Origin of the sequence: Haloplanus sp. GDY1, assembly GCF_023703775.1 — an archaeon.
Lineage (GTDB): Archaea > Halobacteriota > Halobacteria > Halobacteriales > Haloferacaceae > Haloplanus > Haloplanus halophilus.
The window spans coordinates 2,802,772-2,816,059 of sequence record NZ_CP098514.1 but is presented as its reverse complement, the minus strand read 5'-3'; the positions used below and the strand labels follow the sequence as shown (position 1 = coordinate 2,816,059).

Below are 13,288 nucleotides of genomic sequence, written 5' to 3'. Positions count from 1 at the left end.
CAGATACCGGCCCGAACACCGGTCATGCAGACCCACATCGTCCCGGTCGGCTTCGACTACGACCGGCTGATCGCGCCGCTGATCCGCGACCAGTTCGACGTCGACCGGGTCATCCTGCTCGAGGGCGCCGTCGGGAGCGAGGCCAACGTGGAGTACTCGCGGAACATCTCGGAGAAACTGGAGCAGGACTTCCGGAACCTGCTCGGCGCCGAGACCAGGCGCGTCGTCATCGAGGACGTCTACGACTACGACGCCGCCTTCGAGGACGCCTTCGACCTCATCAACGACCAGTTGGACGAGGGAGCGCCGGACGGCGAGGTGTGGGTGAACGTGAGTTCGATGCCGCGGCCGGTGAGTTTCGCCTTCGCCACCGCCGCCCACTCCATCACCCTCGAACGGCAGGCGGACCGGGACCGCATCCACACCTACTACACCGCCCCCGAGAAGTACCTGGAGACGGAACTCGCGGAGGAGTTGCGGGCGAACCGGGACCTGCTGCGGAGCCTCCTCGACGAGGGGGCGGTCGACGACGAGCGCGTCCGCGAGCGCCTCGACGGGACGACCGAACTCCTCGACGAGTTCGACGAACGGGGCACCACCATCGGCGCCAAGCGCATCGGCGACAACCACATCGTCGAACTCCCGGTCGCCTCCTTCTCGAACGTCAAGCCGTTCGAGGAGGTGATCCTGTTCGAACTCGGCGACCACGGCGAGTTCGAGTCCGTCTCCGAACTCGCCGAAGCCCTCGCGGCCGAACTCGGCGAGGAGTACACCGACAGCTTCCGGTCGAAGGTCATCTACAACGTCGACCGCCTCGGCCCGGGTGGGAAGGGCTACATCGAACAGGAGGAACACGGGAAGTCCTACCGGACGCGGCTCTCCCGCATCGGCGAACTGTGGGTGCGCGCCCACGCCGACCGGGAGGACGTGCCGGTCCGCGACTAGAAGTCCAGTCCGGCCGCGTCGTCGCTCGGGGCCAGCGGGCTCCCCGGCGGATCCGCGGGCAGGTCGGGCAGGTTGTAGCCGCCGGGTGCCACGTCGTTCGGTGCGTCGGGGTAGAACGTCGACGCCAGCGTCTGGATGTGATCCCGGCCCACGCCGAGTTCGAACTGACCGCCGCCGTAGAGCCTCACGTCACGCTCCAGGGCGTACTCGATGGTTTCCAGTACGGACTCGACGGTCCCGAACCGCGAGGGCTTGACGTTGAGCCACCGGGGTGGGAAGGGGAGGTCTCGGACGCTCTCGACGCCGGTGATGGGGGCGTCCCACGAGAGGCGGTCCCTCGCGGATTCGACGACCGGGCGCGTCCCGTCGGTGAGCGCCGGGTCCTCGATCACCGCGTCCGGGAACCCCTCGATCACGCGCTCGTAGAGGGCTGGATCCGGCGGCTGATCCACGGTCGTTCCGACGTAGTGACCCTTGAGGTCGAGGAGGCGGACGGCGCCGGTGTCGGCGAGGGCGGCGACGAGTTCGTCGTCCCAGTCGCTCGTCGGATCGAGTTTCAGGCCGAGGTCGGGATGGCGGTCGAGGATGGCCTCGACCCGATCGGTCGTCGGCGGGTCGCCGAGGCGGGTGCTGACGACGAAGTTCAGGGGGTCGCGCTCGCGTCCCAGCGCCGACGCGAAGTCGGTGTCGGCCTGCCGCAAGGCGAGGTCGAGGGCCGCGCTCTCGACTCCCCAGCGCCGGTAGTGGTGCGCGGAGGGCTGTTCGGGCTCCCCGGTGGGAAAGAGGTCGACGTCGTCCAGCGCGGTCGAGAACTCGTCGAACGTGAACTCGCCGGTGGGCACGAGCGAGTCGGTTTCGGCGAGCGCGTCGTGATCCTCCGTGTCGTAGGTCACGTCCTCGCCGCGGCCGACGTGGCCGTCACCGTGGAGTTCGAAGACGGTCGTCGTGCGGGTGAACCCGCTAGAGGTGTCACGCTCGTGTCGCGTCCGTGTCTCGCGGCCGACCCGGAGCGGGAGGTCCGCGAGGCGGTCGTACAGGGCCATATCCCCGCTACGGATGCCAGCGGAATAACGGTACGCCGGCGTCGGCGTCTCGCCGACCACCAACGGTTATCCTTCCTGACAGCGTAGCAATGTATCTCGTGCCGTGCGCGAGCAGTGAGATCCATGCATCCAGATCCGATCATCCCGTCGACGCTCCTCCAGCAGATACCGCTCCCGGTTCCGGTTTCGCCGGACGTCGCCCTCCGCACCTGGGAGCCACTCGTCCTCAGGGCCGTCGTCATCGTCGTCTACCTCATCTTCATCTTCGAGTTCTATCGCTTCGTCGCCCGACGGGACATCTTCGAACTCCGGTTCCGGCGGTACGCCCGCGGCGTCGTCGGGCGGAGCGTCGAGAGCGTCGGCAACGTCGTCCGAATCGCCCTCTACGTCGTCGAGTACCTCGTCGTCTACCCCGTCCTGACCATGGTCTGGTACGTGTTCTACCTGCTTCTGGTCGTCCTCCTGGCGCCGGGCATCGACGTTCGCCTCCTCCTCGTGACGGCCATGGCCATCGTGACCGCCATCAGGGTGACGGCGTACTACAGCCAGAACCTCTCGCAGGACCTGGCGAAGATGCTTCCGCTGGGCATCCTCGGGGCGCTGATCCTGGAGGGCTCGCCGGCACTCCCCACGGAGATTCCGGTCGACGTCGTCGTCGCGATGGCCGAACAGTGGGAGACGATTCTCCTCTACCTGCTCTTTCTCGTCCTCCTCGAGTTCGTGCTCCGGATCGGACAGGTGCTCGCGACCCAGCGACTCCAGACCGGCAGGCCGGAGGAGGACCCTGGCGGCGACGCCGAGGACTGAGCGAGGCGGTGGCGCCGGGGCGGTCGTCGAGCGACGGGTCCCGCACGCGCCGAACTACCGTGATCGGACCTCCAGTTTCTTCACCCGCGTCGCCAGGGTGAGAAACGTCGCCGTGAGCGTCAGGACGACGGCGCCGGCGGCGGCGAGTTCGTGGCTCGGCGAGACGTGCGTGATCGTGCCGTCGACGATGCGCTGGCCCGGGAGCAGGGTGTGGTGGGGGGTGCCGACCAGCGGCAGGAAGTAGTCCACCAGGTCGTTCAGGCCGTACCACGCGGCGGCGACGGCGACGGCGCCCACGGGGAAGTCGCTGTAGCGGTGGATCACGAACGCCTCGACGACCATCATGAGGTGGCTCCCGAGGAGGAACGCGTACATGGGGAGCGGGGTGGTCGCGAGGAAGCCGTCGGCGAACGCGAGGAGGACGAAGGGCGTCCAGAGGCCGAGTTTCCAGCAGCCGAAGAAGGCCAGCGCGTTCACCGTCTCGTTCGACCGGCCGAGTTTCCAGAGGGCGAGCGAGAGGGCGACGAAGAGCGTGGCGACGGGGCTGTCGGGGACGAGCGGCCAGATGACGAGGGGCTCGGCCGCGAACTGGAAGCGGTAGTACCAGAAGCCGAAGGCGGTTCCGACGAGGTTGGTGGCGACCACCGCCCACGCGAGCGAGAGGCCGAGGTTCTCGACCGGTCGCGGGAGCGGCGCGAGCCACCGGGGGAGCGAGTCGGGCGTGGGGAGGCCGTCGCCGTCCACGAGGGTGGCGATGCGGCCCGTCACCGACTCCGACCCGGAACTCATTGTCGGTGGGAGGGAGCGGGCCGGTAAATCGGTGGCGGTCACGGCCACACGGGGCCGGGGCGATGGCAACATCTTCCGGATGCCCGCCGTTAAGTAGGTCCCCCCGTAACGGGGGGTATGACCGATCTCGAAGAACTGCGGCGCGGCACGGAACTGGTGAAGCGCGGCTTCGCCCGCATGCAGAAAGGGGGCGTCATCATGGACGTCGTCAACGCGGAGCAGGCCCGCATCGCGGAGGACTGCGGCGCCGTCGCGGTGATGAGCCTGGAGGCCGTCCCCGCGGACATCCGCAAGCGCGGCGGCGTCGCCCGGATGGCCGACCCCGCGGCGCTCACCGAGATTCTGGAGGAGGTGTCCATCCCCGTGATGGGCAAGGCGCGCATCGGCCACCGGAAGGAGGCGGAGATCCTGGAGGCCAAGGGCGCGGACATGATCGACGAGAGCGAAGTGCTCACGCCCGCCGACGACGAGTACCACATCGACAAGCGGGAGTTCACCGCGCCGTTCGTCTGCGGGGCGCGGAACCTGGGCGAGGCGCTCCGCCGCATCGACGAGGGCGCGGCGATGATCCGCACCAAGGGCGAGGCGGGCACGGGCGACGTGAACCAGGCGGTCACCCACCAGCGCGCCATCAAGGGCGCCATCCGCGAACTCGACGGGATGGCCTACGAGGAGCGCGAGCGGTGGGCGCGGGAACACGGCGCGCCCCGCGACCTGGTCCACGAGACGGCGGAGATGGGGCGCCTGCCGGTCGTCAACTTCGCCGCCGGCGGCATCGCGACGCCCGCGGACGCGGCGCTCATGATGCACCACGGGTGTGACGGCATCTTCGTCGGCTCCGGCATCTTCGGCGCCGAGAACCCCGAGGCGATGGGCACCGCCATCGTCGAGGCGGTCAACAACTGGGACGACCCCGAACGCCTGGCCGACATCGCGACGAACGTCGGCCGGGGGATGAAGGGGCAGTCGAACGCCGACATGGCCGAAGAGGAGCAGTTGCAGGGTCGCGGGGTCTGACGGACGCCGGCCCGGTCAGGAATCGATCACGACCCGGACCACCCGACCGTCGTGTCTGACGTAGAACTCGGTCGACGGAACGTCCGCGTCACGAACGTCCGCCGTCGTCGCCTCCACGGACGCGGAGCCGGTTCGGAGCGCGTCCTCGACGACGGCCCGCACCGGGCTGTCGTCGGCGAATCCGGACAGCGAGTGCACGTCCTCGGCCGCCGTCTCCGACGGCACCGAGTCGACGACCGTCGCCTCCAGCGTGACCGTCGGGGTGCTCGCCATGCCGAGCAACACCAGGACGACCAACAGGAGGACGCCGGCACCCAGGACGCCGAGGACGAGGTACCGAACCGGCTTGGAGACGACGTGGAGGTCGGGGACCATCGGCAGGCTGTTCGAGTCCACGTCTCGGAGACGGCCGTCGGGGAGAATACGTCTTGTGGCGAGCGGCGGGCGGCCTACGTGTCGGGGTACAGCGTCGCGCCGCGGCCGATCTCGGTCTGGTAGGCCCGGGAGTCGACCCCGACCTCGGCGAACCCCTCGACCATCGCGGCCGCGATCGACCGGCGGTCCTCGGGGTAACACGCCGCGAGGACGCCGGGGCCGGCGCCGCTGACGGTGACGCCGGTGGCGCCGGCGTCGAGGGCGGCCTCGCGCACCTCGTCGTACCCCGAGATGAGGTCGGCCCGGGCGGGCGTGACGAGGCGGTCGTGCATCCCCTTGCCGACGAGGCGGGGGTCGTTCCGACACATGCCCGTCGTCAGCGTCGCCGCCCGGCCGACGGTGTAGACGAGTTGCTCCATCGTCGCCCCCGCGGGCACCACGTCGCGGGCGTCGCGCGTCGAGATGGCGATTTCGGGGAGGCAGGCGACGAGCGGAATGTCGGCGTCGACGGTCGTCACGTCCCGGCCCGTGGCGACGGTGAACCCTCCCAGCAGGGCGGGCGCCACGTTGTCGAGGTGGACCTCGCCGGAGACGGTGGCCTCGCCTTTCCCCGCGATGGGGACGAGTTCCTCGCGCGTGAGGCCGCGGTCGTACAGTTCGTTCAGGGCGAGCGCCGCCGCCGCGGCGCTGGCGCCCGAGGAGCCGAGCCCCGAGGAGGGACGGATCCCCTTGTCGATGCGGATGTGCGCCGGGGCGTCGAGCGCCTCGGCGACTGCCCCGACGGTGTTGTTCTCGGGGTCCTCGGGGATGAACTCGCTCCCGTAGCCCGTCACGTCGATTGTCGTCCGGTCGGCCTTCTCGACGCGAACGACGTCCGCCGGTCGGTCGAGGGCCGCGCCGAACACGTCGAACCCGCTGCCGAGGTTCGCACTCGTCGCGGGAGCCCTGACCGTAATCATGCAACGGAGTTGCGCGAGTCGGGTCAAAAACCTGCCGAAGGTCGACACCCGCCCCACGTCGACGGGAGCTTTTAGGGAGCCGCCCGCGGTCCTTCGGTATGGGTGTCCCCGGCGGCGCGACGGCACGGCCGGTCGTCGAGCGTCCCCGGCGGGGCGTCGCCACCGTGGTGTTCGTCGTCTTTCTGGACCTGGTCGGCTTCGGGGTCGTCATCCCGATCCTCCCCTACTACGTCCGGAGCTTCGGCGTCGGCGACGTCTTCATCGGCCTGCTGGCGGCGACGTACTCCCTGACGCAGTTTCTCGCCGCGCCCGTCCTCGGTCGGTACTCCGACCGCTGGGGGCGGCGGCCGGTGGTCGTCCTCTCGCTCGCCGGGAGCGTCGTCGCGTGGACCGTCTTCGGCCTCGCGGACCTGGCCGGCGACGCCCGCGGGGCCGCCGTCGGCGTCGCCACGCTCTTCGTCGCGCGGGCGCTCGCCGGGGCGATGGGGGGCAACATCGCCGCCGCGCAGGCCTACGTCGCGGACGTGACGCCGCCGGAGCGGCGGGCGAGCGCGCTGGGCCTCGTCGGCGCCTCGTTCAGCCTCGGGTTCATCTTCGGCCCCGCCATCGGCGGCGCGCTGGCGAGCGAGCGGGCGGTGCGGGCGGCGTCGACCCTCCCGATTCCGGCGAGTCGGTTCTCCCTCCCGGCGTTCGGCGCGGCGGCGATGAGCCTCGCCGCGCTCGCCGTCGCGCTGGTCGCCCTGGAGGAACCCGACCGCCACCGGGCGGCCGCCGAGCGGACGACGCTCGTCGGGTCGTTCGCGACGGCGCTTCGCGACCCGGCGCTCCGTGGCCTCGTCCTCGCCTTCTTCCTCGTCTCCGTCGCCTTCGCGGGCGTACAGGTGATGTTCATTCCCTTCGTCGCCGACGCGCCGGCCTACCGGTTCGACGCCTCCGCCGCCGCCCTCTTACTCACGTACGTCGGCGTCCTCGGCGCGCTCAACCAGGGGGTGCTGGTCGGCCGCCTCGCCGAGCGGGTCGGGTCGGCACGGCTGGCCGTCGGCGGCGCGGCGCTACTGCTCGTCGCCCTCGCCGCCCTCCCGTTCGCGCCGGACCTCGGGGCCGCCCTCCCCGCGCCGGGCGGGCCGGCGTGGCTCACCCGCGAGGTGGTGGCGCTGCTCGCCGTGCTCGCCGTGCTCTCGCTCGGCAACGGCCTCCTGAACCCGTCGCTGGCGGCGCTGGTGTCGGCGGGGTCGGGCGCCGACCGGCAGGGGACCGCCTTCGGCGTCACGCAGGGGGCGGGGAGCCTGGGTCGCACCGTCGGCCCGCCCGTCGCGGCCGCGCTGTACGCGCTCGCCTACTGGTCGCCGTTCGTCGCGGGGGCGGCGGTCGTCCTGCCGGTGATCGGATTGCTGGTCGGGGTGGCGCGGCGAGAAGTCGGAGACGGCGCCTAGTCCGAGGTGGCGACGGGCGCGGCGAGAAGTCGGAGACGGCGCCTAGTCCGAGGTGGCGACGGGCGCGGCGAGAAGTCGGAGACGGCGCCTAGTCCGAGGTGGCGACGGGCGCGGCGAGAAGTCGGAGACGGCGCCTAGTCCGAGGTGGCGACGGGCGCGTCCGTCGACACCAGGTCGAGCACGTCGTCGAAGAAGTCGAGCGAGTCGTGCGGGCCGGGGTTGGCCTCGGGGTGGTACTGACGGGTGATGACGCCGAGGTCCTCGTTTTCGAGGCCCTCCGCGGTGCCGTCGTTGACGTTCACCTGCGTCACGTTCAGGCGGTCGCCCGGGTCGCCGACGGTGTAGCCGTGGTTCTGGGTGGTCATGACGACGCGGCCGGACTCCAGGTCGCGGACCGGCTGGTTGACGCCTCGGTGGCCGAAGGACATCTTCTCGGTGCTGCCGCCGAGGGCGTTGGCGACCACCTGCTGCCCGAGGCAGATGCCCGCGATGGGCAGGTCGCCGAGGTACTCGTCGACCAGCGCCTCGGCGGCCCCGAAGTTCTCGGGGTCGCCGGGACCGTTCGAGACGAACAGGAGGTCCGGGTCGACGGCCGCGACGTCCGCGGGGGTGGCGTCGTAGGGCAGGACGTGAACGGTGGCGTCCCGCTCCAGCAGGGACTCGGTGATCGAGCCCTTGGCGCCGCAGTCGATCAGGGCTACCGTCGCGGCCGACCCGCCCTCGTAGACGACGGGGTCGTCGACGCTGACCTGCGCGCCGATGTCCGTGTGCTCGCTCATGCCCTTGCAGGCGTCGAGTTCCGCCTTCGCGTCCTCGGGGGTCGCGTCGGGGCCGACCGCGATGCCACACTTCATCGCCCCCTCCTCGCGGATGGAGGTGACGAGGTCACGGGTGTCGAGGTGGTCGATGGCTGGGGTGTCCTCCTCGTCCAGCCACTCGACGACCTCCTCGGTGAACTCGCGGGCGATGGCGGCACGCGGGTGGACCCGGTCGGACTCGAATCGCTCCTCTCGGACGCCGTAGTTGCCGATGAGCGGGTACGAGAAGGTGAGGACCTGCTCCTCGTAGGAGGGATCGGTCAGGCTCTCCTCGTATCCGGTGTACGCGGTCGTGAAGACCAGTTCGCCACGCGTCCGACCCGGAACGCGGCCACGCGCTTCGACGACGCGGCCGTCCTCCAGGGCAAGGTAGGCGTCCGACATTACGAGAAACACAGGGACGTCCCCGCAATAAGCCTTGCTTTCGAAGCTGAGTTACGAAATTCGTAATCGGTAAGGGGGCCCCAGCACAAGGCGCCGTATGGACGAACTGGACCGCCGGATTCTGTCGATCCTCCGACGGGATTCGCGGACCCCCTACACCGAGATCGCGGATCGGGTGGGCACCTCCGAGGGGACGGTCCGCAACCGCGTCGAGCGACTGATCGACGAGGGGGTGATCGAGCGGTTCACCGTGGCGACGCGCACCGGCAACGTAAAGGCGATGATCGAGGTGTCCGTCGCGGTGGACGTCGACACCACCGGCGTCTCCGACCGGATGGCGGAGTGGGACGAGGTGGACTTCGTCTGGCAGGTGTCCGGCGAGAAGGACATCGTCATGGTGGTCGACGCCGCGGACACGCGCGCCGTCAACGAACTCATCACGAAGGCGCGGGACTTGGACGAGGTGCAGAACACGAAGACGCGGCTGATCCTGGACGAGCGGCTGGGATGAAAACCGTCACGGGTAACACCGTGGCCCGCGCACTCCGACCCATGAGCGACGCAGTCGACGACGACCTCTACCGGCGGACGAAGGCGCTCCTGGAGCCCGGCGACATCGACCTCGCGGGCGCCATCGTCCACACCGACCTCACGGGGTCGGAGGACCTGGAGATGCACGAACTCACGGTCGACCTCAACGAGGTCATCGCCGCCCACGCCGGCAAGGGCGAGACGTACATCTACGCCGGCAACGACGACACGGACTTCTCCTCGAACCAGTTCCAGGGCCTGACCGTCGACGACGACGCGTTCGTCTGGGAGTGCCAGCAGCTCCTCCGGGACGGCACCTTCGACATCGTGTTCTACTACGAGGCGGACGTGGACCAGGAGGCGCTGGTGGCGGACATCCGCGACCGCGGGTACGAGGTGACGAGCGTCGTGCTGGAGGACGACGCCTAGGCGAGACGGCCGTCGGCGCCGACGACGCCCCCGGCGAGCGATCCGAGGGGTGCCGACAGTTCGTACCCGGGCGTGGTGAGCCTGATCGAGTCGGTCGGCGCCACGCCGGCGAAGCGGACGTTCAGCGCGTAGGAGCCGTCGTCGGCGATGGGCGTGACCTCGCGCTGGCCGGAGGGGTCGTGTCGAGCCCACGCCCACTCGCCGGCGAAGTCGGGGTCGGTCCGCCCCTCGACGACGTGGAGGGCCGGCTCCAGGTTCGGCGCACCGCCGGCGACCGGATAGCCCGCGTCCTGCCACGCCCAGAACCCCTCGTCGATGGCGGCCACCCGCTCGTAGCCCGCCTGGATGAGCGCCGCCGCGCGCATCGAGGAGAGGTGGTGCGGACAGCCACAGTAGGTGACGACGAGCGTGTCCGCGGACCAGTCGGCCACGGGGTCGTCGGTCTCCTGTCCGTAGCGCGCGGGGCTCCACACCGCGCCCTCGATGTGTGACTGCCGGTACGCGGCCCGCGAGCGCGCGTCGGCGAAGCGGGCGCGGTCCGATTCGTACCACTCGTGAACGTCGCTCAGGGGGGCGAGCGGCACGGACTGGCCGTCGGTCGTCGTGGACTCGTAGCCGTCGAGGTTCTCGGCACTGCCGCCGCCACCGCCGCCGAGACAGCCGGCGACGCCCCCGAGGGCCACGCCCGCGGTCGCGAGGAGGGTTCGTCGAGAGACGGTCATCGACACGGCGTAAGGAACGGACGCGCATGAGCCTTCCGACGGCCGACACGGGGGATTTTCAGCGACCGGGAGACGACGGGACGTTTAAGACGCCGTATCGCGGAGGGTGGCGTATGCAACGGATCCGGTCGTCGGCGTCGGGGGCGACGACGCCGGGGCGACCCCCGAACCGGACCCCGACGCCGGCGCGGGAGCGGCGGCGTCATTGGAAGAGTTTAGGTAGGACGCGCGCAAACCGTGATGCGAATCGAATCGAATGATCCGCGAGTCCCGAGGTGAGCACCTGTGACGACGGGCGTCATCAGCGGGGTGACGGTGTCCCACCGGCGTGCGACGGTCGACGAGATCGAGTCCGCAGCCGACGACGACGAGTCGACCGCCGTCCGCGACCTGCTGGCGAGCGACGGCGTCGACGAGGCGTTCGCGCTCCAGACCTGCAACCGCGCCGAGGCGTACGTCGTGACGGAGGACGCGGCGGCCGGGCGCGCCGCCCTCGCGGCGTTCGCGCCCGAGGTTCGCGACGGCGCCGTCAGGGAACTGGACCACGAGGCCAGCCTCCGTCACCTGATGCGCGTCGCGGCGGGGCTGGAGTCGCTCGTCCTCGGCGAGGACCAGATCATCGGCCAGCTCCGTACGGCGTTCGAGACGGCCCGGGGCGTCGGCGGCATCGGTCCGGTCCTCGATCCGGCGATCACGAAGGCCCTGCACGTCGGCGAGCGGGCGCGAACCGAGACGACGATCAACGAGGGCGTGGTGTCGCTGGGGAGCGCGGCGGTCGAACTCGCGACCCGCGAGCGCGACCTGGACGGGACGACGGCCCTGGTCGTCGGCGCCGGCGAGATGGGTCGGCTGGCGGCCCAGGCGTTCGACGACACGGGCGTGTCGGAACTCGTGGTCGCCAACCGGACGATACCCCACGCCACCCACCTCGCCGAGGAGGTGGAGACGGCGGCGACGGGCGTCGGCCTCGACCGGGCGGCCGCCGCCGCCGAGCGGGCCGACGTCCTCGTCACCGCCACCGACAGTCCGAGGTACGTCCTCGACCGCTCGGCGCTCGCCGACGCCGGGGAGACGCTCGTCATCGACCTCGCGCAGCCGCGCGACGTCGACCCGGCGGTCGCCGACGTCGACGGCGTCGAGGCCTTCGACATCGACTCGCTGGAGGCCATCACCGACGAGACGCGGGAGCGGCGTCGGGAGGCCGCCGAGACGGTCGAGCGGATGATCGACGAGGAGTTCGACCGCCTGATCGACTCGTTCAAGCGACGACAGGCCGACGAGGCCATCAGCGCGATGTACGAGAGCGCCGAGATGGTCAAGGAGCGGGAACTCCACACCGCGCTGTCGCGGCTGGAGTCCCAGGGCGGGTTGACCGACGAGCAACGCGAGACGGTCGCCTCGTTGGCCGACGCGCTCGTCGGCCAGTTGCTCGCCGCGCCGACCGAGAGCCTCCGGGACGCCGCCGCCGAGGACGACTGGACGACCATCCAGACCGCCCTCGGCCTGTTCGACCCCGAGTTCGGCGGCGACCGCTCGGCGCCGCCCAGCGCCGAGACGCCCCGCGAGGGGATGGACGAGGACATCCCCCAGCACGTCCTCGACGGCCTGCGCGAGGAGTAGGCCACCCCAATCGTTATTCCTCGGCCGGGCGGACGGTGAGACATGCCGAACCGGCTCGACGACGACGAGATCGACCGACAGCTTCCGGACAGTTGGGAGCGAGACGGTGACGAGATCGTCCGCGTCTACCCCTTCGACGACTACCTCGACGGCGTCACCTTCGCCACCCGGGTCGCGGAGGTGGCCGACGAGGAGTTCCACCACCCCGAGATCACGATCCGATACGACGAGGTGGAGGTGCGACTGACCAGCCACGAGGCGGGCGGGATCACCGACACCGACCTCCGTCTCGCGGGCCTGTTCGACGCCGAGCGATAGATGGACGCCGCCTACGTCTTCCGGGTGACGTTCCGCCTCGATCCGACGGACGTGACGGCCGACCCGGACACGTTCGAGACGGTGGTCACCAGCCCCGCCGCCGACCCCGGGACCGAAGGCTGGCTGTTCTTCCGCGACGCGCTGTGGCGCGGCGAGGTGAGCGACGAGGGACACCTCCGCGACCTGGCCGAGGACTGGCTCTCGGTGCCCGTCACGGACGTGACGTTCAGCGAACTCCGAACCGACGAGGCGTACCTCGACGCCCTCCGGGCGGCCGTCGCGGACGACCCGGCGTTCGACGACCCGCCGCGCGAGGTCCTGCACGCACACCTGGGTAGCTCCGTCCGCGTGACCGACTGATCGGGACGGCCGACCCGCGACGGAGACGGCCCGACGGCGCGGGCGGAACACACTTGTTCCGGCCGCGCGTACGGGGAGGCGAATGGTCGACACCGCCTACGACTTCTGGCTGTTCGACCTCGACGGGACGCTCGTGGACGTGGACTGGACGTACGTGCGAGGGACGTTCGACGAGGTCGGCGACCGTCTCGGTCACCGATTCTCCGACGAGACCGCCTACGCCCTGTGGCACGGGATCGGCGACGAGCGACGGCGGCTCCGCGAGTCGGCGGGCGTGAGCGTCGAGCGGTTCTGGGAGGTGTTCGACGAGGTGGACGATCCCCGGGCGCGAGCGGAGGCGACGTACCTCTACGACGACGCCGCCCTCCTGAGCGACTACGACGGACCGCTCGGCATCGTGACGCACTGTCCGGAGCCGGTCACGGGGGTCGTCCTGGACCACCTCGACATCCGCGACTGGTTCGAGACGGTCGTCTGCTGTTCCCCGGACGTCGGGATGAAGCCGAACCCCGATCCGGTGCGAACGGCGATGGGGGGCCTCGGAGCCACCGCCGCGGACGGCGGCGCGCTGGTCGGCGACAGCGCGGTCGACGTCGGGGCCGCCTGGAACGTCGACCTGGACGCGATCCACATCGAACGACACGGCCACGGGCGGCGCGGCCACTGTATCCTCTGCGATCGGCGGATCGAGAGCATCAGGGAACTGCGCGGGCTCAGTCGGCCCGTCGCCTGAGCGGC

General features: G+C 70.6%; 16 protein-coding genes. 10 read left to right on the top strand and 6 right to left on the bottom strand.

What is annotated here, in order from left to right; all coding sequences use genetic code 11:
• The first annotated feature begins 24 nt into the window (after positions 1-24).
• Positions 25-945: an HFX_2341 family transcriptional regulator gene (locus NBT67_RS15070; protein ID WP_251342584.1), complete on the top strand. Its 921-nt coding sequence runs from the start codon at positions 25-27 to the stop codon at positions 943-945.
• On the opposite strand, the gene NBT67_RS15065 is transcribed toward NBT67_RS15070, so the two are convergent.
• Positions 942-1,988 (bottom strand): enolase-like domain-containing protein, encoded by a 1,047-nt coding sequence (locus NBT67_RS15065; RefSeq protein ID WP_251342583.1) that lies wholly within the window; start codon positions 1,986-1,988, stop codon positions 942-944. The two genes, NBT67_RS15070 and NBT67_RS15065, sit on opposite strands and share 4 nt — an antisense overlap.
• 123 nt (positions 1,989-2,111) lie before the next feature.
• Between NBT67_RS15065 and NBT67_RS15060 the strand changes: the two genes are divergently transcribed.
• Entirely contained in the window at positions 2,112-2,795 is a 684-nt protein-coding gene (locus NBT67_RS15060) for a hypothetical protein (RefSeq protein WP_251342582.1), read from the top strand.
• A 54-nt stretch (positions 2,796-2,849) separates the two neighbouring features.
• On the opposite strand, the gene NBT67_RS15055 is transcribed toward NBT67_RS15060, so the two are convergent.
• Complete coding sequence (locus NBT67_RS15055) at positions 2,850-3,584, bottom strand: DUF1405 domain-containing protein (RefSeq protein WP_251342581.1); 735 nt, start codon at positions 3,582-3,584, stop codon at positions 2,850-2,852.
• 117 nt (positions 3,585-3,701) lie between these two features.
• On the opposite strand from NBT67_RS15055, the gene pdxS reads away from it, so the two are divergent.
• A complete protein-coding gene (gene pdxS, locus NBT67_RS15050) occupies positions 3,702-4,601 on the top strand; it encodes a pyridoxal 5'-phosphate synthase lyase subunit PdxS (protein WP_251342580.1) in 900 nt (299 codons plus the stop codon).
• 15 nt (positions 4,602-4,616) lie between these two features.
• On the opposite strand, the gene NBT67_RS15045 is transcribed toward pdxS, so the two are convergent.
• Entirely contained in the window at positions 4,617-4,997 is a 381-nt protein-coding gene (locus tag NBT67_RS15045) for a hypothetical protein (RefSeq protein ID WP_251342579.1), read from the bottom strand.
• A gap of 53 nt (positions 4,998-5,050) precedes the next feature.
• Complete coding sequence (locus tag NBT67_RS15040) at positions 5,051-5,935, bottom strand: homoserine kinase (protein WP_251342578.1); 885 nt, start codon at positions 5,933-5,935, stop codon at positions 5,051-5,053.
• A gap of 98 nt (positions 5,936-6,033) precedes the next feature.
• On the opposite strand from NBT67_RS15040, the gene NBT67_RS15035 reads away from it, so the two are divergent.
• Entirely contained in the window at positions 6,034-7,368 is a 1,335-nt protein-coding gene (locus NBT67_RS15035; protein ID WP_251342577.1) for an MFS transporter, read from the top strand.
• A gap of 134 nt (positions 7,369-7,502) precedes the next feature.
• Here NBT67_RS15035 and carA read toward each other — a convergent pair whose 3' ends face one another.
• On the bottom strand, positions 7,503-8,570 hold the full coding sequence (gene carA, locus NBT67_RS15030; protein WP_251342576.1) for a glutamine-hydrolyzing carbamoyl-phosphate synthase small subunit: 1,068 nt from the start codon (positions 8,568-8,570) through the stop codon (positions 7,503-7,505).
• Between the two features lie 97 nt (positions 8,571-8,667).
• Here carA and NBT67_RS15025 point away from each other — a divergent pair, with 97 nt between their 5' ends.
• Positions 8,668-9,081: an Lrp/AsnC family transcriptional regulator gene (locus NBT67_RS15025; protein WP_251342575.1), complete on the top strand. Its 414-nt coding sequence runs from the start codon at positions 8,668-8,670 to the stop codon at positions 9,079-9,081.
• A 41-nt stretch (positions 9,082-9,122) separates the two neighbouring features.
• Positions 9,123-9,530 (top strand): DUF5778 family protein, encoded by a 408-nt coding sequence (locus tag NBT67_RS15020; protein WP_251342574.1) that lies wholly within the window; start codon positions 9,123-9,125, stop codon positions 9,528-9,530.
• Here the strand turns inward: NBT67_RS15020 and NBT67_RS15015 are convergent.
• On the bottom strand, positions 9,527-10,252 hold the full coding sequence (locus NBT67_RS15015; protein ID WP_251342573.1) for a rhodanese-like domain-containing protein: 726 nt from the start codon (positions 10,250-10,252) through the stop codon (positions 9,527-9,529). The two genes, NBT67_RS15020 and NBT67_RS15015, sit on opposite strands and share 4 nt — an antisense overlap.
• A gap of 285 nt (positions 10,253-10,537) precedes the next feature.
• Here NBT67_RS15015 and hemA point away from each other — a divergent pair, with 285 nt between their 5' ends.
• The 4 genes from hemA (at position 10,538) to NBT67_RS14995 (ending at position 13,283) form a co-directional block, all read left to right on the top strand.
• Positions 10,538-11,872, top strand: coding sequence for a glutamyl-tRNA reductase (gene hemA, locus NBT67_RS15010; protein WP_251342572.1), 1,335 nt, complete (start codon positions 10,538-10,540; stop codon positions 11,870-11,872).
• A 42-nt stretch (positions 11,873-11,914) separates the two neighbouring features.
• Positions 11,915-12,190 (top strand): 4a-hydroxytetrahydrobiopterin dehydratase, encoded by a 276-nt coding sequence (locus NBT67_RS15005; RefSeq protein WP_251342571.1) that lies wholly within the window; start codon positions 11,915-11,917, stop codon positions 12,188-12,190.
• Positions 12,191-12,550, top strand: coding sequence for an LWR-salt protein (gene lwrS, locus NBT67_RS15000; protein ID WP_251342570.1), 360 nt, complete (start codon positions 12,191-12,193; stop codon positions 12,548-12,550).
• Positions 12,551-12,632: 82 nt separating this feature from the next.
• Positions 12,633-13,283, top strand: coding sequence for an HAD family hydrolase (locus NBT67_RS14995; RefSeq protein WP_251342569.1), 651 nt, complete (start codon positions 12,633-12,635; stop codon positions 13,281-13,283).
• Positions 13,284-13,288: the final 5 nt, after the last annotated feature.

Bases quoted from the DNA above. Each gene is read 5' to 3' on its own strand.
- NBT67_RS15070 (WP_251342584.1), top strand. From the start codon at position 25: ATGCAGACCCACATCGTCCCGGTCGGCTTCGACTACGACCGGCTGATC.
- NBT67_RS15065 (WP_251342583.1), bottom strand. From the start codon at position 1,988: ATGGCCCTGTACGACCGCCTCGCGGACCTCCCGCTCCGGGTCGGCCGC.
- NBT67_RS15060 (WP_251342582.1), top strand. From the start codon at position 2,112: ATGCATCCAGATCCGATCATCCCGTCGACGCTCCTCCAGCAGATACCG.
- NBT67_RS15055 (WP_251342581.1), bottom strand. From the start codon at position 3,584: ATGAGTTCCGGGTCGGAGTCGGTGACGGGCCGCATCGCCACCCTCGTG.
- pdxS (WP_251342580.1), top strand. From the start codon at position 3,702: ATGACCGATCTCGAAGAACTGCGGCGCGGCACGGAACTGGTGAAGCGC.
- NBT67_RS15040 (WP_251342578.1), bottom strand. From the start codon at position 5,935: ATGATTACGGTCAGGGCTCCCGCGACGAGTGCGAACCTCGGCAGCGGG.
- NBT67_RS15035 (WP_251342577.1), top strand. From the start codon at position 6,034: ATGGGTGTCCCCGGCGGCGCGACGGCACGGCCGGTCGTCGAGCGTCCC.
- carA (WP_251342576.1), bottom strand. From the start codon at position 8,570: ATGTCGGACGCCTACCTTGCCCTGGAGGACGGCCGCGTCGTCGAAGCG.
- NBT67_RS15025 (WP_251342575.1), top strand. From the start codon at position 8,668: ATGGACGAACTGGACCGCCGGATTCTGTCGATCCTCCGACGGGATTCG.
- NBT67_RS15020 (WP_251342574.1), top strand. From the start codon at position 9,123: ATGAGCGACGCAGTCGACGACGACCTCTACCGGCGGACGAAGGCGCTC.
- NBT67_RS15015 (WP_251342573.1), bottom strand. From the start codon at position 10,252: ATGACCGTCTCTCGACGAACCCTCCTCGCGACCGCGGGCGTGGCCCTC.
- NBT67_RS15005 (WP_251342571.1), top strand. From the start codon at position 11,915: ATGCCGAACCGGCTCGACGACGACGAGATCGACCGACAGCTTCCGGAC.
- lwrS (WP_251342570.1), top strand. From the start codon at position 12,191: ATGGACGCCGCCTACGTCTTCCGGGTGACGTTCCGCCTCGATCCGACG.
- NBT67_RS14995 (WP_251342569.1), top strand. From the start codon at position 12,633: ATGGTCGACACCGCCTACGACTTCTGGCTGTTCGACCTCGACGGGACG.